16 protein-coding genes are annotated in these 17,142 nt (G+C 67.1%); 7 read left to right on the top strand and 9 right to left on the bottom strand.

The annotated features are described in order from the left end of the window. The first annotated feature begins 212 nt into the window (after window positions 1-212). From ACWGKS_RS26920 to ACWGKS_RS26900, 5 genes are all read left to right on the top strand, one after another. The gene (locus ACWGKS_RS26920) at window positions 213-1,364 is read left to right on the top strand and encodes an NAD(P) transhydrogenase subunit alpha (protein ID WP_452524454.1); all 1,152 of its coding nucleotides are present in this window, start codon (window positions 213-215) and stop codon (window positions 1,362-1,364) included. After that, a complete protein-coding gene (locus ACWGKS_RS26915) occupies window positions 1,361-1,657 on the top strand; it encodes an NAD(P) transhydrogenase subunit alpha (RefSeq protein ID WP_358515608.1) in 297 nt (98 codons plus the stop codon). Before ACWGKS_RS26920 ends, ACWGKS_RS26915 begins: the two co-directional genes overlap by 4 nt. Next, window positions 1,654-3,075 (top strand): NAD(P)(+) transhydrogenase (Re/Si-specific) subunit beta, encoded by a 1,422-nt coding sequence (locus ACWGKS_RS26910; protein ID WP_452524451.1) that lies wholly within the window; start codon window positions 1,654-1,656, stop codon window positions 3,073-3,075. The genes ACWGKS_RS26915 and ACWGKS_RS26910 overlap by 4 nt, the downstream gene beginning before the upstream one ends. Window positions 3,076-3,721: 646 nt before the next feature. Further along, window positions 3,722-4,051, top strand: coding sequence for a WhiB family transcriptional regulator (locus ACWGKS_RS26905; RefSeq protein ID WP_358515603.1), 330 nt, complete (start codon window positions 3,722-3,724; stop codon window positions 4,049-4,051). 290 nt (window positions 4,052-4,341) lie between these two features. After that, window positions 4,342-4,992 carry a DUF4870 domain-containing protein gene (locus tag ACWGKS_RS26900; protein WP_358515600.1) on the top strand — a complete coding sequence of 217 codons (651 nt, stop codon included), beginning with the start codon at window positions 4,342-4,344 and terminating at the stop codon, window positions 4,990-4,992. A gap of 49 nt (window positions 4,993-5,041) precedes the next feature. Here ACWGKS_RS26900 and ACWGKS_RS26895 read toward each other — a convergent pair whose 3' ends face one another. After that, window positions 5,042-5,632, bottom strand: a complete 591-nt coding sequence (locus ACWGKS_RS26895; protein ID WP_452457085.1) for a hypothetical protein — start codon at window positions 5,630-5,632, stop codon at window positions 5,042-5,044. 243 nt (window positions 5,633-5,875) lie between these two features. On the opposite strand from ACWGKS_RS26895, the gene ACWGKS_RS26890 reads away from it, so the two are divergent. Together ACWGKS_RS26890 and ACWGKS_RS26885 are read left to right on the top strand one after the other, a co-directional pair. Next, window positions 5,876-6,400 (top strand): peptidylprolyl isomerase, encoded by a 525-nt coding sequence (locus tag ACWGKS_RS26890; protein WP_358515595.1) that lies wholly within the window; start codon window positions 5,876-5,878, stop codon window positions 6,398-6,400. Between the two features lie 35 nt (window positions 6,401-6,435). After that, window positions 6,436-7,335 (top strand): rhomboid family intramembrane serine protease, encoded by a 900-nt coding sequence (locus ACWGKS_RS26885; RefSeq protein WP_358515592.1) that lies wholly within the window; start codon window positions 6,436-6,438, stop codon window positions 7,333-7,335. A 173-nt stretch (window positions 7,336-7,508) separates the two neighbouring features. On the opposite strand, the gene ACWGKS_RS26880 is transcribed toward ACWGKS_RS26885, so the two are convergent. From ACWGKS_RS26880 to ACWGKS_RS26845, 8 genes are all read right to left on the bottom strand, one after another. Next, on the bottom strand, window positions 7,509-7,763 hold the full coding sequence (locus ACWGKS_RS26880; RefSeq protein WP_067603863.1) for a cell division protein CrgA: 255 nt from the start codon (window positions 7,761-7,763) through the stop codon (window positions 7,509-7,511). 171 nt (window positions 7,764-7,934) lie between these two features. Next, window positions 7,935-9,737 (bottom strand): Stk1 family PASTA domain-containing Ser/Thr kinase, encoded by a 1,803-nt coding sequence (pknB, locus tag ACWGKS_RS26875; RefSeq protein ID WP_452524447.1) that lies wholly within the window; start codon window positions 9,735-9,737, stop codon window positions 7,935-7,937. A gap of 107 nt (window positions 9,738-9,844) precedes the next feature. Next, window positions 9,845-11,335 carry a serine/threonine-protein kinase gene (locus ACWGKS_RS26870; protein ID WP_452457087.1) on the bottom strand — a complete coding sequence of 497 codons (1,491 nt, stop codon included), beginning with the start codon at window positions 11,333-11,335 and terminating at the stop codon, window positions 9,845-9,847. After that, window positions 11,335-12,795 (bottom strand): peptidoglycan D,D-transpeptidase FtsI family protein, encoded by a 1,461-nt coding sequence (locus ACWGKS_RS26865; protein WP_358516151.1) that lies wholly within the window; start codon window positions 12,793-12,795, stop codon window positions 11,335-11,337. The genes ACWGKS_RS26870 and ACWGKS_RS26865 overlap by 1 nt, the downstream gene beginning before the upstream one ends. Continuing rightward, a complete protein-coding gene (locus ACWGKS_RS26860) occupies window positions 12,792-14,198 on the bottom strand; it encodes an FtsW/RodA/SpoVE family cell cycle protein (protein WP_452524444.1) in 1,407 nt (468 codons plus the stop codon). The genes ACWGKS_RS26865 and ACWGKS_RS26860 overlap by 4 nt, the downstream gene beginning before the upstream one ends. A gap of 4 nt (window positions 14,199-14,202) precedes the next feature. Next, on the bottom strand, window positions 14,203-15,570 hold the full coding sequence (locus ACWGKS_RS26855) for a Stp1/IreP family PP2C-type Ser/Thr phosphatase (protein WP_452457089.1): 1,368 nt from the start codon (window positions 15,568-15,570) through the stop codon (window positions 14,203-14,205). Continuing rightward, entirely contained in the window at window positions 15,567-16,064 is a 498-nt protein-coding gene (locus ACWGKS_RS26850; protein ID WP_452457106.1) for an FHA domain-containing protein FhaB/FipA, read from the bottom strand. The genes ACWGKS_RS26855 and ACWGKS_RS26850 overlap by 4 nt, the downstream gene beginning before the upstream one ends. Before the next feature lie 293 nt (window positions 16,065-16,357). Next, window positions 16,358-17,122, bottom strand: a complete 765-nt coding sequence (locus tag ACWGKS_RS26845; RefSeq protein WP_449289443.1) for an FhaA domain-containing protein — start codon at window positions 17,120-17,122, stop codon at window positions 16,358-16,360. Window positions 17,123-17,142 lie beyond the last annotated feature (20 nt).

Here is a 17,142-nt window from a genome sequence, read left to right as displayed (position 1 = left end):
CTCCTCCTCGATACGACCCTGCTCGCGCGTACGACGCGCCGGCAGGGTCTTTCGTCTTTCCGGGCGTGATCCGGGCCATCGGCGCGGGTAGGTAGTCAGTCCGAGCCGACGGCAGCCACCCCCCTTTCCCCCGACTTCAGGCGTCCCCTCACGGCCCGGCCATGCGTCCAGGCCACTGTCGCCGGCCCACACCCTACGGAAGGTGATGAGGCATGCGACTTTCCTTCGCGCGATCGGAGGATCCCGGCGACGGACGGGTCGGGGCGACACCCGAGACCGTCGCGACACTGGTCGATCGAGGCCTGGAGATCGAGATCGAGGCCGGGGCGGGCACCGCCGCCGGACACGACGACGAGGACTACCGTCAGGCAGGGGCGACGGTCGTGGACACGGAGAAGCTCCTCGCCACGTCGGAGGCCCTGGTGACGGTGGGCCCGCCCTCCCCCGCCCGGATCGCCGCGCTCCCCGAGGGCTCGGCCCTGATCGGATTCCTACGGCCCGTCCACGACACCGAACTCGCCCGAGCACTGGTCGAACGCAGGATCACGGCACTGGCCATGGAACTCGTGCCGAGAATCAGCAAGGCGCAGGCCATGGACGCGCTCTCGTCCCAGGCGGGGATCGCCGGTTACAAGGCGGTCCTCCTCGCCGCCAACGCCATCGACAAGCTCTTCCCGCTGTCCATGACGGCCGCGGGCACGGTGAAGCCCGCCCGCGTGGTCGTCCTGGGCGTGGGTGTGGCGGGTCTGCAGGCCATCGCCACGGCCAAACGTCTCGGTGCCACGGTCAAGGCCAACGACGTGCGTGCCGCCGCGGCTGACGAAGTCGCCTCGTTGGGGGCCGACTTCGTGCACATCCCGGGGGTCACCGACCAGAGCGACGGCGTGTACGCGAAGAAGCTCGGCGCGGACCTGGCGCGAGCCCAACACGAGGCGCTCGCTCCGCACGTCGCCCAGGCCGACGCGGTCATCTGTACCGCGCTGATCCCCGGACGTGACGCCCCCGTACTGCTCACCACCGAGATGGTCGACCGGATGCCCGTCGGTTCCGTGGTCGTCGACCTGGCGGCCGAGGACGGCGGGAACTGTGAGCTGACCGACTCGGACGAACCACTGGACCGGGGCGGTACGAAGATCCTCCCCGCACCCCGGTTGGCCGCGGCCATGCCTCGTGAGGCCAGCGCCCTCTACGCACGCAACGTCGTCAACCTGCTGGCCCGAATCGTCACCGAAGAGGGGGAGTTGGACGTCGACGCCGATCCCGAACTCGCGGGGTTCCTACTCGCCCGGGACGGCGAGGTGCTCCACGAACCCACCGCGGCGGCATTGGCGTTCGCTCGGGACACATCGGAGGCCACATCATGACCGGCACGTTGATCCTCTCGATCTATGTCTTCGTCCTCGCGGCCTTCCTCGGCTACGAGCTGTTGACCAAGGTCCCGCCGATGCTGCACACACCGTTGATGTCGGGTGCCAACGCGATGTCCGGTGTGGTCGTCATCGGCGCCCTGGTCCTGGCCGGGACCACTTCCGGTCCGGTCGCGACGGTCTTCGCCACCTTGGGCGTCGCCTTCGCCACCGCCAACGTCGTGGGCGGCTTCATGGTCACCGACCGCATGCTGGGCAGTTTCACCCCGGGTGGGAAGGAGCGTTCATGAGCGCCGAGGAGATCACCCGACTGGCCTACCTCGTCCCGGTGGCGCTCTTCGTCCTGGGGATCAAGCGACTGGCGCGGGTGCGCACCGCGCGTACGGGCAACCTCTTCCTGGCCGTCGGTGTCCTGCTGGCCGTGATCATCACCCTGGTCGAGATGGGCCTGGTGGACTACACCTGGATGGTTCTCGGGTTCGTCGCCGGTGGCACGGTCGGCGTCATCACGGTCCTGCGGGCGTCGGCGACCTCCATGCCGCAGGTGGTGGCCCGGTTCAACGGATTCAGTGGGGCCGCGGCGGCCTTGGTGGGGCTGGCGCTGTTCTGGGAGGAGGTACTCGCCCCCGACACCGGGGAGGGCGCCATCGGCCTCATGGGGGCCGTTTCCGCTCTCGCCCTGGCCATCTCCGTGGTGGTCGGCGCGGCCACGCTGTCCGGATCGATCCTCGCCGAGGCCAAGCTGTGGGGTCGGTTGGGCCGGTTGACCCGGATTCCCGGACGCGGGCCCCTGATCGTCGGGGCGTCGCTGCTGACCTTGGTCACGATGGCGCTGTCGCTGTCCTTGGTGGACGTTCGGTACGCGGTCCTGGCGATTCTGCTGCTGCTCCTGTTCGGCCTCGCGGTCGGGTTCTTCGCGGTGGCTCCGGTGGGCGGGGCGGACATGCCGGTGATGATCTCGCTGCTGAACTCGGTGTCCGGTCTCGCCGTGGCCGCGAGCGGGTTCGCGATCGGCAACACGATGCTCATCATGGGCGGCATCATCGTTGGCGCGGCCGGGCTGATGCTCACCCAGATCATGTGCGTGGCGATGAACCGGACGCTGTTGAGCGTCTTCGCCGGAGGCCTGGGAGAGGTCGCTTCGGGTGAGGGGGACTCCTACGAGAACGTCGTGGGCTCTGATCCGGAGGATGCGGCGATGGTGCTGGACGCGGCCCGGAACGTGGTCATCGTGCCGGGGTACGGCCTGGCCGCGGCCCGTGCGCAGCAGACCGCCGCCGACCTGGCCGACGCGCTGGCCGAACAAGGGGTCCAGGTCCGGTTCGCCATCCATCCGGTGGCCGGGCGTATGCCCGGGCACATGAACGTGGTGCTGGCGGAGGCCAATGTCCCCTATGACCGGTTGGTGGAGATGGAGCGGATCAACAGCGACTTCCCCAACGTCGACCTGGTGATCGTCGTGGGAGCCAACGACGTGGTCAACCCGGCGGCCAATCGGGCGAGCGGGTCCCCGATCGCCGGGATGCCCATCCTGGACGTGGAGAACGCCCGGCGGGTGATGGTGGTGAAGCGGAGCCTGTCCCCCGGGTACGCGGGCATCAAGAACGAGCTGTTCGAGCGGGATCACTGCACGATGCTGTTCGGCGACGCCAAGCAGGTCTTGGAGGACCTGGTCCGGGAGTTCCGAGCCGGGCTTCCGGCTCCCTGAACCCCGGGAAGAATTCGTCGGGAAAACCATTTTTCGGGACCTTCTTCCGGTTGGAAAGAGGGTCCCGAGTGTCGTGCCGGCCCATTTGTCTGGGTTACTGAATAGTAGTTCGGGGCGTTCCGTGCGGGTGGGGAAAGGGTGGGTGGTGGGATTGCGCAGTGTGGTCGTCGGAAGGTGTTCTCTAGTCCGTTCGGATGGGTTCGTGTCCTGCCCGCCCGGTTCGGTCAGGCCTGTCCGTGTGGGGTGAGCCGCTCATGGGATGGCGTGAAGTCGCAGGTCATTAAGGTTGTGGAAGAATGGTCCGAAGGAGACCTTTCCTTCCTTTCGCCGGCGGGGGCTCCTATCACATGTAGTGACCCTCCGTGTGTGTATGATGACACTTCCTGTGGAGGCAATGGTCCGAGTGGGCCATATGAGAAATAGGCCTCTTGGGGTCTGTTGGTGAACTGGGACGATCCGTAGTTTCGACACCAACGACAACGAGGAACACAGCGCGCCGAAACGAACGACCCCCGAAGGCGAGCCGAACGGCCCCCCGTACGGCCTCTTGCAAAGTCCTCGGATCGGTCCGCTGAATCCCTCGTCCGCCGACAGCCGGTCGGCGGGTTTCGATCACCACACATGCTGATCTTGGGAGTGGGGCAACATGTGGAATGAGAAGACGGCGGCTCGTGCCAAGTGCCGCGAAATCGACCCCGACGCACTGTTCGTCCAGGGTGCCGCGCAGAACCGCGCCAAGCTGATCTGCCGTGGCTGCCCGGTTCGAACCCAGTGCCTCGCCGAGGCGCTGGACAGCCGGATCGAGTTCGGCGTCTGGGGCGGAATGACCGAGCGTGAGCGTCGCGCTCTATTGCGTCGCCGAAAGGACGTCACCAGCTGGTATGACCTCCTCACCAGCGCCGAGAAGCATTATGAGGAGGAGAGGACCCAGCCGGAGCCGGTGCGCGGCGAACCGGCCGTCGCCGCCGGGCACTGACCCGAGGGCGTTGGGGAGGGGAGCCCCGACGCCGACCGTGACGAGGATGCTCGCGCGAGGCTGTGAGGGAGGCCGGGCGCGGAGCGAGGGGAACAACCCGATTCATCGACATGCCGACCCGGCTGGACGGGCCGATGGTCGGAAGGCCGCCACCTCCTTTCGGAGGACCGGCGGATCAGGGGAGGATCAGGGACGACCCCCATATCCGCACCCGTCTCCATGCAGCATTATGGAGGAGGGCGCGATCATCCTCGTACGGTCGAGCCCCCACACAGTCTTTGGGAGTGGGGATGTCAGAGCAGAGCCGGCGGGACCCGCGGCCATGGGTCCCGAACGAGCCAAGGCCACAGGTTCGTCTCACCCACCAGGACCGGGACGCCGTGGCGGAGGTCCTTCGCGAGGCCTACGCCAAGGGACAGCTGGAGGAGGACGAGTTCGACGAACGGATCGACCAGGCCATGCGGGCCAAGGTCGCCTCGGAGCTCGTTCCGCTCACCACGGACCTGGGTGTTCAGGGGTTCGAGGGGAACACGCCTCCAGGGCAGGCCCGGGAGGGTCGGTTCCGGGGTGGTAAGCGTGGCCCGAACGACCTACGGAACCTGCGGACCGACAACCCGGCGGAGAAGGTCGTAGCCGGCCTGAGTCACGGCTCGGCGTTCTTCTTCCCTCTTCTGGGGCCGTTGCTGGTCCTGTTGATCAGTCCGAACAGTACGAGTTTCATGCGCAGGCACGCGCTGGAGGCGCTGAACTTCCAGCTCTGGTGGCTCGTCGCCATCCTCACCAGCGCGGTGCTGTCGGTCCTGGTTCTCCCGATCGTGCTGCTGCTCGTGGTGGCCCTGGGCGGGTTGGTCCTGCCGGTCATGGCGGCGGCCACCAACATCATGGGCAACGGGTGGCGTTACCCGCTGACCTATCGCTTCATCAAGGACGACCAGGAGTGATGACACACCTCGGGCCCGGGGAGAAGATCCCCGGGCCCGAGGTACAGGATCACTTGCCGGGCCGGCCGTTGTCCTTGGCGCGACCCTCACCGGTGGTGGCGCGCACCTTCTCCTTCGTCTTGGCGGAGGCCGCCTTGGCGTTCTCGGCTACCTCGTCCGCAGCCTCGGCGGTCTTCTCCCCCAGGTTCTCGCGGGTCTCACGGACCTGTTCGCGGGCCTGGTCCAGGTGCTCCTGCCACTCGGCGTCCTGGGAGGCCTGGCGCAGGCGGATCAGTGAGTACACGACCACACCGCCGACCAGGGCGGCACCGCCGATCACGACACCGCGGGGGATCCGACGGCCGCCTGCGCGGAACAACCTCAGCCCACGACGTGCGGGCTTGGGGTCGATCCGATGGGCGGCCGTGGTCAGTAGGCCGGCCACCCGCGGGGCCACGGTGTCCTCGACACGCAGCGCGGCGGTCTCCAACCGAGGCGCGGTCCAGCCACGGGCCTGGATGAGCTTCAGGGCCGCCTGGTCCCTGGCCTGGTCAGCGTAGGGGCCGAATCGGTCGGCCTGGTCCCTGGCCAGGTCCTGCAGGCGGGCGAGGGCAACCTCCGCCTCCTTGCGTGCCTTGCGACGCTTGGCAGTGATAGGCACGTCGTCAGCTCCTTTGATCGTTTCGCCAGTTCGTACGGGTTTTCCACCCGATGGTCGACGCGTCAGACCATGGATGGTGCTGCTCGTCGTCCTTCCCCGTTATCCGGGTGTTATCTCAACATACGTCCTCTGCGTCTGTGATCTACGTTTCGACACTGTGCGCGGCCGTTCGGGATCTGCCTGACCGGCGTGGAGGGAACGGTAACGTGAGCACGTAATCTCACTCGACCGAAAGGCACTGTGGTGTCGGACTCCACGGGTCAGCCCACCGCGCGGCTGAACACCTCCAAGGGAACCATCGTCGTCAAGCTGTTCGAGGAGCAGGCGCCGGAGACGGTCGCCAACTTCATCGGGCTGGCCGACGGCTCCAAGCAGTGGATGGACCCCGCCACGGGCAAGCCGTCCAACAACAGTCTCTACGAGGGCACGGTCTTCCACCGTGTCATCGACGGCTTCATGATCCAGGGTGGCGACCCGCTGGGCACCGGTCGCGGTGGCCCCGGCTACACCTTCAAGGACGAGATCCACCCGAGCCTCCGTTTCGACCGTCCGTTCCTGCTGGCCATGGCCAACGCCGGTCCGGGCACCAACGGCTCGCAGTTCTTCATCACCGTCACCGAGCCGAACTGGCTCGACGGCCGCCACACCATCTTCGGTGAGGTCGTCGAGGGCGCCGACATCGTCAGCGGCATCAGCAAGGTCGATACCGACGCGCAGGACCGTCCCCGCGAGGACATCGTGATCAACAGTGTCGAGATCACCCGTTAAAGACACGGTGAGAACCAAGGAGTGACCAGACGCCCATGACCGCTTCTCCCCCTCCCTCCGGCTCCACACCGGACGCCGGAGCGCCGCGCACCTGTTACCGGCACACCGACCGGGAGACCGGGGTGAGCTGCACCCGGTGCGGGAAACCGATCTGCCCCGACTGCATGGTCGAGGCGTCCGTCGGGTTCCAGTGCCCCTCGTGCGTGGCGGAGGGAAACCGCAAGGTGCGGTCCACCCGGACCACCTTCGGGGGCAAGGTCGTCGCCAAGCCGTACGTGACCTGGACGATCCTGGTCATGATGGTGGTGGGCTTCGCACTCCAACTGGGGACCTCGAACCCCATCGGTCAGGCGACGATGTCGCCGTTGACCGGGTTGTTCAGCATGTGGGGATACGGCGTCGTCGAGTACGGCGAGTGGTATCGACTCATCACCGCCGCGTTCTTGCACGCGGGTGTCTTCCACCTGCTGTTCAACGGGTACGCGATGTTCATCCTGGGCCCGCAGTTGGAGCGGTGGCTGGGCCACGGGCGGTTCCTCGCCCTGTGGATCCTGGGCGCCCTGGCGGGCTCGGTGCTCAGCCTGCTCGCCACACCCAACGCGGGTTCCGTCGGTGCTTCCGGGGCGATCTTCGCGCTCTTCGGCGCGGTGTTCGTGATCGGTCGACGGCTGCGGCTGGACACGCGGATGATCATGGTGCTGCTCGCCCTCAACCTCGGAATCACCTTCCTGGTCCCCAACATCTCCTGGACGGCCCACATCGGTGGTCTGGTCGGGGGTCTGCTGATCGGGGCGGTCTTCGCCTACCTGCCGGGCCGTGACGCCACGGCGGGGCGGCGCACCCTGGTGCACGCCCTGCTTCTGGCGGCCTTCGTGGTCCTGCTGGTGGTGCTGACCCTGGTGGCTCCGAGCCTGTGGACGACGTTCCTGGTCTGAGCACTCATGCGATGGCCCCCGGAGAGCGCGCTCTCCGGGGGCCATCGCGTATGTCCAGGTCGAACCGGTTCCGGGTACGTCGAACAGAGCTACCCACAATCTGTGGATAACCCTGTGGAAAACCGGTTCAAGGCGGGGCGAACGCCCCGGCCGTTGTCAGTGCGCGGCGGGGGTCAGTGCCAGCGGGTCGACAGGATGACCGCGACGATGATGCCGCTGAACCCGATCAGCAGGTTCCAGTTGTGCCAGTCCTGCATGTACGGGATCTGGGAACCCGCGATGTAGTACACGCCGATCCAGAGGATGCCCACGATGAAGAAGCCCAGCATCGTCGGCACGAGCCAACGGGGACTGACCTTGGGCTGCTCCTTGGAAGGAGGCGGCGTGTAAACGGCCTTCTTCTTGCGATCGTTGCGGGACTTGGGCACGGTCGCTGCTCCAGGACTGTGGGGCGGTTCGGAATAGGCCCACAGTCTACGCCCCGGCCGGTGTGGGCGTCACCGTCGGGGAGGTCCCGAAACCCCAACGGTCTCATGACCACGAGAAGGGCCGCACCCCTTCGGGTACGGCCCTTCTCGTGTCTGTTCCCGCGTCCTCTATCAGCGGCGCGGGATCGCGAAATCGTCATCCGGCGGGCCCGGGAACCACGGGCCGTCCGTGGGCTCCTCCGGATCCGTGGGCTGCTCGGGCTCGCTCGGCTCCTCGGGCTCGGACGGCTCGTCGTCCGCCGGAGCGATCGCGAGCGTCACGGTCACCGTGGTACCGGCGTTCACGTTCTGACCGGCCGCGGGGGACTGGCTCATGACGGTGTCCGCCGGGTGGTCCGGGTTCTCCTGCTCCTCGAACTGTGCCACCAGATTCGCCTGGTCCAGGGCGTTCTGGGCCTGGTCACGGGACATGTTCTGCAGGTCCGGCACTCCGACCTGGTCGGGCCCGGAGGAGATGCGCAGGGTGATCTCGGTGTCGGGGGCGACCTCGTTGCCGGCGGACGGATCCGTGCCGATCGCGTTGCCCTGGGCCACCGTCTCGTGGGCCTGCGACTCGGTGGTGACGTTCTCGAAGCCCGCCTCGCTCAGGGCCGACTGCGCGTCGGCCTCCGTCTGTCCTTCGACGCTCGGGATCTCCATGGCGCCGGGGCCGGAGGAGACCATGATGACGACGGACTCATCGAGTGGGGCCTCGGTACCGGCCGTCGGGTCGGTCTCGATGACCGAGCCCTCCTCGACCTCGTCGTCGGCCTGCGTATCCACGGTGAAGGTCTCGAAGCCTTCCGCCATCAGCGCCGACTCGGCCTCCTCCTGGGATTGGCCGGCCACGTCGGGGACGGTACCCTGCTCGATCTCCTCGGTCCCGTCCCGGGTCATCAGGAAGACGACCAGGGCGATCGAGGCGATGACACCCAGGACGAGCAGGACCCAAAGGGCTGTCTTGTTCCCGCCCTTCTTCTCGTCCCGGTAGTCGTCGTAATCGTCGTCGTAGTCGTCGTACCGGTTGTCGTTCGCGGGTGGAAGCGCCGTGGTCGCTCCGGCGGCGGCCATGGCCATGGTGCCGGCCTGCGTGGGCATTCCGGCCATACCGCGTTGGATGTCGGCGCGCATCTCCGCGGCGTTCTGGTACCGCTCCTCGCGGTCCTTGGTCATGGCGCGGAGGGTGACGTCCTCCAGCCACTCCGGGACCTGCGGGTCCACCTCGGACGGCGGGATCGGGTCTTCACGGACGTGCTGGTAGGCGATGGAGACAGGGGAGTCGCCGGTGAACGGCGGCCGGCTGGTGAGCAGCTCGTACAGCACGCAACCGGTGGAGTAGATGTCACTGCGCGGGTCGACGCGCTCGCCGCGAGCCTGTTCCGGCGACAGGTACTGAGCGGTGCCGATGACCTGCGACGTCTGCGTCATCGTCGCCTGGTCGTCGCCCATGGACCGGGCGATGCCGAAGTCCATCACCTTGACGTCGGCGTTGCGGGTCAACATGACGTTCGCCGGCTTGATGTCACGGTGCACGATGCCGTTGTCATGGCTGTACTCAAGGGCCTTGAGGATGCCGTCGACCAGCTCCGCCGAACGCTCCGGCAGCAGTTTGCGCTCGTCGTCGAGCAGTTCCTTGAGCGTCCGACCATCCACGTACTCCATGACGATGTACGGGATGGACACGCCATCGATCATGTCCTCGCCGGTGTCATAGACGGCGATGATCGCGGGGTGGTTCAGGGACGCCGCGGACTGGGCCTCGCGGCGGAACCGCGCCTGGAACACGTGGTCCCGGGCCATGTCGTGTCGGAGGGTCTTGATCGCGACGAGCCGGTCGAGCCTCAGGTCGCGAGCGCGGTATACCTCGGCCATGCCACCGCGCCCGACAACCGTGTCGAGCTCGTAGCGTCCGCCGAGGAGCCGGGGCTGGGACATGTCGTGCACTAATCCTCGTGTCTTCCGGTGGCCGCCCGCGGGCCGCCGCCTACCCTGAGCATCTCTCGCTCATTGCATGGTCACAGGCTCTGGTCTTCGCAGTGGAATCAGGGTCCCTCCCCGTTGTTACCGTCGCCGCCTCCGCCCCCGCCGCCACCTCCGCCGGGGTTCTCTCCGCCCGGGTTCTCTCCGCCGGGTTCCTCTTCCTCGGGCGGATCGGTGACGTCGTCCTCTGGTGGATCGGTGACGTCGTCCTCTGGCGGGGGAGATTCCTCCTCACCCTCACCAGGAGGCGGGGACTCGGTCTGGTCCCAGTCCTGAGGGGGCGGAGTCCACTCCGGGGTGTCCGGGACCGGATCGAGGGCCTCGGGTGTCTCGGTCTCCTCCGGTTCCTCACTGGGACTGGAATCGGGGGACTCGTCGGTGACGGCCGGCCGGTTGCTGTTGTTGACCGGTTCGGTCCCGGTGTCACCCATCATGAACCCGGCCACCGCCGCACCCACGATGAGGACGGTCGCGGCCACGGCCGCGAGCACGACCGGCATCCTGACCCGCCGACCAGAGTCCGGGTTCTCCGCCAGCCTAGTGGAATCCATGCCCTGATCAGGGGCTACGGGAGATTGACCGGTGGTTCGCCGTACCTGATCGGTGGCGCCGCTGCGGGGACCGAAATCGGGCACCGCGCCGACCACCCTGGTCTGGGCCATGCCGTTGAAGCCGGTGGAGGGGGTGGGTGGTCCGGTACCGGCGTTGGAGCGGATCACCGCGGCGAGGTGCGCGACCTCCCCGGCGGATGAGGGTCGATCCTCCGGGTCCTTCTCCAGCATGGAGAAGACGAGGTCGTCGATGTCCGCGGGGACGTGTTCGGGCAGGGAGGGCGGATCGTCGCGCGTGTGCGCCAGTGCCAACGCCACCGGACTGTCCCCGGTGAACGGCGGCTGCCCGGCCAGGCACTCGTAGGCCACCACACCCAGCGCGTACAGGTCGGAGGCCGCGGTCGCGGGTCGTCCCGACGCCTGCTCCGGTGAGATGTACTGGGCCGTGCCCATCACCATGCCGGTCTGGGTGAGGGTCACCGACATGTCCCCGCGTGCGATGCCGAAGTCGGTCAGCTTCAGCTGTCCGTCCTCGGTCACCAACAGGTTGCCCGGCTTGATGTCCCGGTGCACCACGCCACGGGCGTGCGCCGCGGCCAGCGCCTTGGCCGCCTGGCACACGAAGTCGAGGGTCTGGTCCGAGCTCAGTCCCCCCTGTTCCCGCAGTACCTGCGACAGGGGTTCGCTGACCACGAGCTCCATGATGAGGAAGGCACGCCCGTGCTCCTCGCCGTAGTCGTAGACCTGAGCGATCCCCGGGTGGGACAGACCGGCTGTGATCCGGCCCTCCGTGCGGAACCGTTCACGCGCGGTCGGTTCGGCCATCTGGGCCGGGTGAAGCAGTTTGACCGCCACCGAACGGTTGAGCAGGGTGTCGGTCGCCCGCCACACGGTGCCCATGCCGCCGGAGCCGATCTGCTCCTCAAGCCGATATCGGTCGCTCAGAACGGTCCCGGTGAGGTCACCGGGACCGTTCCGGGAAGACGGTTCGTAGGCGTTCACTACAGAACCACTGCCTCCATCATGTTTCGCGCGATCGGCGCGGCCAGTTCGCCACCGCTGCCGCCACCGTGTTCGATGACGACCGCGACCGCGACCTGGGGGTCGTCGGCCGGGGCGAACCCGATGAACCAGTTGTGCGTGCCCTGTTCTCCGCCGGTCTCGGCGGTACCGGTCTTGCCGGCCACGTCCATGCCCTGGATGGCTCCGTTGGTTCCGGATCCGTCCGGTCCGGTCACCCGGACCATCATGTCCGTCAGGTCGGACGCGGTGCTGGCACTCATGGCCTGGCTGTAGACCTCGGGTGTGGTCTGGGTGACGACGGTGCGGTCGGAGTCGCGCACCGAGTCCACCATGTACGGGTGCATGACCTCACCGGAGTTGGCCACGCCCCCGGCCACCATCGCCATCTGCAGCGGCGTCGCCTCCACGTTGGACTGACCGATGCCCGCGCGGCCCAGGATGTTGCGGTCCTCCTCCACGGGCGCGTAGCTCGGGATGACCGGCAGCGGAACCTGCATTTCGTCCTCGGTGACCTGCGGGTGGAACCCAAAGGCCTCCGCCTGGTCCGCCAGGGCCTGACCACCCATCTCGATGGCCCAGTTGGCCATCGACGTGTTGCAGGAGATCTGGATGGAGTGCGCCAGGGTGTCGGGATCCCCGCCGTTGCACGTACCACCAGGGGTGGCGTTGGGCAGCGGGTGACCGAGTTCCAGGGTGTCCGGAGCGTCCATGGTGGAGTCCGGGCCGGCGTCCAGGTGCTCCATGGCCGCGGCGGCGGTCACGACCTTGAACGTGGAACCCGGAGGGTAGCGCTCCCTCAGCGCCCGGTTGAGCAGCGGCTGGTTCTCGTCGGCCGCCAAGGCGTCGAAGTTCGTGACCGCGTCCGTGATCTCCTCGATGCTCACGACCTCGTTGGCGTCGAAGGAGGGGTAGGAGACCGAGCCGAGGATCGCCCCGCTGCTCGGGTCGATCGCGACGGCGGCACCGTTCATGCCCAGTTGCTCGAAGCCTTCGTAACCGGCCTGCTGCACGGCGGGGTCGATGGTGAGTTCGACGCGCGCGCCCTCGGGCTCACGGCCGGTGATGACGTCGCGGAAGTTGCGCACCGCGAGCCGGTCGTCGGTGCCGTCCAACAGCGCGTTCTCGCTCTTCTCGATGCCGTCCGCGCCGTAGCTGCGGAAGGAACCGACCACCGGCGTGTACAGGGGACCGCCCTCGTACACGCGCTGGTAGCGGGCAGGGTCGTCCTCGGCGGCGATGTTCTCGGAGTAGGCGACGTTCTCCCCACCGACGACGATGGGTCCCCGCATCTCGGTGAGCCGTTCGCTGTACTGGCGGGTGTTGAGAGAGTGGTCTCGGATGGCCTCGGCCTGGAAGCCCTGGATCCAGGTGAGCTGGAGCATCAGGGCACCGAACAGGATCATCGAGAAGACGCTGAGGCGTCGGATGGGTGTGTTCATCGTCGGATCACCTGTGTGGCCCCCTCGTCCTGGATGGCTTGTGGCGCGGGTCTGCGCGCGTTGTCGCTCATCCGGAGCAATAGACCGATCATCAGCCAACTGGCCATCAACGCGGAACCACCCGCGGCCAGGAACGGCGTGGTCATACCGGTCAACGGAATGATCCTGGTCAGGCCGCCCAGCACCACGAACACCTGGAAGCACATAACGAACGCGATACCGCTCGCCAGCATCTTGACGAAGAGTTCACGGGAGGCCAGCGCGACGCGCATACCGCGCTGGACCAGAAGGAAGATCACGATCAGGATGGTCATGAGTCCGGTCAGGCCCAGGTCCTCCGCCAGCGAGGCGAAGATGAAGTCGCTGTCCGCGGCGAAGATGTTGTGCGCCTGGCCGCCACCGAAACCGGTACCGAACACGCCACCGTAGGCCATGCCCACGATGCCCTGGACGATCTGCATGCTACCGCCCACCCGGTCGTAGACCTCCTGGTCGAAGGCGTGGAACCAGATGTCGACACGCTGGCGGAAGTGCCAGAAGATGTACATCGCGGCGGTCGCCGCGCCGATGAAGACCGTGAGACCGATGAGCACCCAGGAGGAACGCTGGGTGGCCACGTACAGCATCGCCAGGAAGATGCCGAAGAGCAGCAGCGAGGAACCGAGGTCCTTGCTGATGACCAGCAGACCGATGGCCACGACCCAGCCGACGACCATCGGCATGAAGTCACGGGCGCGAGGCAGGTCCAGGATCTTGAACCGGCCGATCTTGATCGACCTGGCCGCCAACGACAGCACCTGCCGTTTGGTGACCAGATACGAGGACAGGAAGATCACCAACGCGATCTTCGCGAACTCGGACGGTTGCATGGTGAACGGCCCGATGCCGATCCACCGGCGGGCACCGTACTCGCTGATGCCCAGGCCCGGGACCATCGGAAGCGCGATGAGGATGATCGCGGCGAGGGCGGTGAGGTAGGTGTACCGCTGTAGGATCCGCGGTTCCTTCAGGAAGAACAGCAGCGCGATGCACAGGACCATGCCGACCGCGGTCCACACCAGCTGCATGCCGATACCGGCGTGCTCGATGTTCCCGGAGTCGGCCGCGTCCAGGCGCCAGATCATCGCCACACCGATCCCGTTGAGGAACAGTGCGCAGGGCAGGATCAGGGGGTCGGCGTACGGTGCGATGAACCGCAGTGCCATGTGCGTGGCGAGGGCGAGCGCACCGAAGATGAGGCCATAGCCCCACATCGCGCCCGGGACCTGGTTGTTGAGGTTCAGCCCGGCCGTGGCCATCGCGCTCATCATGATGACGATGGCGACGAGGACCAGGACCAGCTCGGCGTTGCGCCGTTTGACCGGCGGAAGTGCCGTCGGTGCCTCAGGTTTCGTGGTGCTCAATGGGTCACCCCGATTCCTCGGTCTCGGTCTCCTGGCCGCCCGAGTCGGTCCGGGTCCGCTCGGAGTTCTCGACCTCGCCCTGCAGGTCCTCGACCTTCGCCTCGGCGTCCGCGAGGTCGGTCGCCTCGATGTTGTTCTGGAGGGCTTCCTGGTCGGTGGGGGCGAGCGAGTCCAGTCGAAGCTCGGTCCTCTCCACCTCCTCGGAGAGGTCGATCCCGGCGATGTTGGTGTCGATGCCGCGGTAGATGCTGACGTTCTCCCCGTCGGCGGAGACGCCCACGTAGTACTGGTCATTGATGTACCGGCTACCGAAGTAGTAGCCGCCACCGGCGATCGCGCCGACCACGATGACGAAGACGAGGATGATCGGCCACCAGCTACGGGTCCGGTACTCCGGCTCCGGGTCCCGGTCACGAGGGGGCGAGGCCTCGTAGGCGTGCTCCTCGTAGGGAGAAGCACCGTACGTACCGGTCGGGGGCGGCGCCTGCTCGTCGATGGGGTCCATCTCTGCGGTGTCGCCGCCGTTGCCGCGCAGCTCCTGCGCCCGTCTGGCGGGGCTGGTCTCGTTCGGGCCCGTCGCCACGTCACGCTGGTCCGCGGCGCCCACGACCTGGGAGCCGACGGTCGCTCCCTCCTGGTCGTCGTCCGTCTCGATGACGTCCGCGACCACGGTGGTGATGTTGTCCGGACCGCCACCGCGGATCGCCAGCTCGATGAGCTTCTTGGCGGCCGCGCGCGGGTCGCTCTCGGTCGCCAGGGTCTCGTGGATGGTCTTCTTGCTGACCACGCCCGACAGCCCGTCGGAGCACAGCATGTAACGGTCACCGGGCTTGGCACGGCTGATGGAGATGTCCGGGTCGACCGGGGTCTTGCCGTCCAGGGCACGCAGGATCAGGGACCGCTGCGGGTGGGTGGCGACCTCCTCCTCGGTGATCTTGCCCTCGTCCACGAGGGTCTGCACCAAGGTGTGGTCATGGGTGATCTGCTCGAACCGCGAACCCCGCATGAGGTAGGCGCGCGAGTCACCGATGTGGATCAGGGCGACCTGTGAACCCGACCACAGCATGGCGGTCAGGGTGGTGCCCATGTTCTCAAGCTGGGGTTCCTGCCGGATCCGGAGGGCCAGGGACTCATTGGCCTTCTCGACGGCCTGTTGCAGGACCTCGGCCATCTCTTCGGCCCGTGGATCGTCGGAGGTGTCCAGGCTGCGGATCGACGAGATCGCGATCGAGCTGGCCACCTCTCCGCCCGCGTACCCGCCCATGCCGTCGGCCACCGCGAGGAGGTGCTGGCCGGCGTAACCGGAGTCTTCGTTGCCTTCGCGGAGGCATCCTACGTCGGAGTACGCCGCGTATCGGAGAGCGATTGTCATTTGCGCAGTTCCAGGACGGTTTTGCCGATACGGATGGGCTGACCCACCGTGATGGGCTGGGGGCGGTTCAGCTTCTGCTGGCCGAGGTAGGTGCCGTTGGTGGAGTTGAGGTCCTCGACGAACCAGCGGCCGCTTTCGGTGTAAACGCGCGCGTGCCGCCCCGACGCGTAGTCATCGGTGATGACCAACGTCGAATCGGGAGCGCGGCCGATGAGGATGGGTTGGGAGGAGAGGTTGATCGTCGTCCCCGTCAACGGGCCCTGGGTCACGGCCAGCACCGTGGGCTCGTTACGCGATGCCCGTGAACGCCCCTGAGAGGAGGAAGGGGAACGACGCGGCGCGGGACGCGGAGCCGATCGCGGCTTCTTCTTGCGGGACTTCCTCTTCGACTGTCCGAAGAGGTCCGTACTGATAACGCCGACCGCCATGAGGACGAACAGCCAAAGCACCGCGAGATACGCGATCTTGATCAATATGAGGGTCAAGTTGGACATCGAACTGCTCTTCAGCCCCTGTCGTGCTTCGGCCGGGGTGGCGGTCATCGGCGCCGCCACCGTGTCTGCCCCACCTTCGGGTCGGTGAGTCCAGGTCGCTGTCCGCGACCCAGAGCCGGCCGCGGCCATTGTGCCCGATCGGTCAGGTCTTCGCGGAGACTACCCTCCCGGCCGGATTCTCCGACAGTGGTCCCTTGTCGGCCCACCACCGGTCCCGAACCCTCAGATGCCGAAGCGAGGTGGTTGGTTGCGGTCCGGGAGGGGTCGGAATCGGTGGCCTGTCGGGGAAGCGGTCAGTCGCGGCGGAAGGTCATGGTGGTGCGGCCCAGACTGATCCGGGTACCGTCCACCAACCGTGCTTGCCTGACCTGCTGCCCGTTGACGAAGGTGCCGTTCGTGGAACCCCTGTCCTCCAGGATGACCTCGTCACCGTCCACGCGGATCTCCACGTGGTGACGGGAGACACCGTTGTCCACCAGGCGCAGGTCACAGTCCGTACCGCGACCCAGCAGGGTCACCGGCGTGGTCAGTTCGAACGACTGCTGCATGCCCTGACTGGCGATGTTGCCCTCGGCCGTCGCCCCACCAGGGGAGATCAGCAGGCGAGGACGACCCGTCTGGGGCTGCGCCGAGCCCGGAGCCGGATCGCCCACCGGCTGGCGGAGCTCACCGCCCTCCACCAGACTCCCGCGAACGACGCCGGAACGGATCCGGAATCGTCCGGTCTTCAGTCCCTCGTCCGAGCGGAACTGCACCCGCACCGGACCGACGAACGAATAACCCTGTTCGGTGGCGTAGTCACGGGCCAGCTTCGACAGTTCCTGACCCAGGCTGTCGGCGTACACCTCCAGGCGTTCCTTGTCACTGGCCGACAACTCGACGATGAAGTCGTTCGGGACCAATGTCCGACCCTGGGCGACGATGGCGGCCCGTTCGTCCATCTCTCGCTGAACGGCGCTCGCGACCTCGACCGGCTGGAGCTCCGACTTGAAGGCCATCGCGAAGGTGCCTTCGATCATGCCCTCAAGCCTGCGCTCGAAGCGTTGGAGCACTCCCACGAGGTACCTCCCTTTGTACT

It is taken from the genome of Nocardiopsis sp. NPDC055879, assembly GCF_053615935.1.
This window is presented reverse-complemented; position numbering and strand designations above follow the sequence as displayed.

Excerpts from the sequence above, each read along its gene's own strand:
- ACWGKS_RS26920 (WP_452524454.1), top strand. The coding sequence starts at position 213 with ATGCGACTTTCCTTCGCGCGATCGGAGGATCCCGGCGACGGACGGGTC.
- ACWGKS_RS26915 (WP_358515608.1), top strand. The coding sequence starts at position 1,361 with ATGACCGGCACGTTGATCCTCTCGATCTATGTCTTCGTCCTCGCGGCC.
- ACWGKS_RS26910 (WP_452524451.1), top strand. The coding sequence starts at position 1,654 with ATGAGCGCCGAGGAGATCACCCGACTGGCCTACCTCGTCCCGGTGGCG.
- ACWGKS_RS26905 (WP_358515603.1), top strand. The coding sequence starts at position 3,722 with ATGTGGAATGAGAAGACGGCGGCTCGTGCCAAGTGCCGCGAAATCGAC.
- ACWGKS_RS26900 (WP_358515600.1), top strand. The coding sequence starts at position 4,342 with ATGTCAGAGCAGAGCCGGCGGGACCCGCGGCCATGGGTCCCGAACGAG.
- ACWGKS_RS26885 (WP_358515592.1), top strand. The coding sequence starts at position 6,436 with ATGACCGCTTCTCCCCCTCCCTCCGGCTCCACACCGGACGCCGGAGCG.
- pknB (WP_452524447.1), bottom strand. The coding sequence starts at position 9,737 with ATGTCCCAGCCCCGGCTCCTCGGCGGACGCTACGAGCTCGACACGGTT.
- ACWGKS_RS26865 (WP_358516151.1), bottom strand. The coding sequence starts at position 12,795 with ATGAACACACCCATCCGACGCCTCAGCGTCTTCTCGATGATCCTGTTC.
- ACWGKS_RS26855 (WP_452457089.1), bottom strand. The coding sequence starts at position 15,570 with ATGACAATCGCTCTCCGATACGCGGCGTACTCCGACGTAGGATGCCTC.
- ACWGKS_RS26850 (WP_452457106.1), bottom strand. The coding sequence starts at position 16,064 with ATGTCCAACTTGACCCTCATATTGATCAAGATCGCGTATCTCGCGGTG.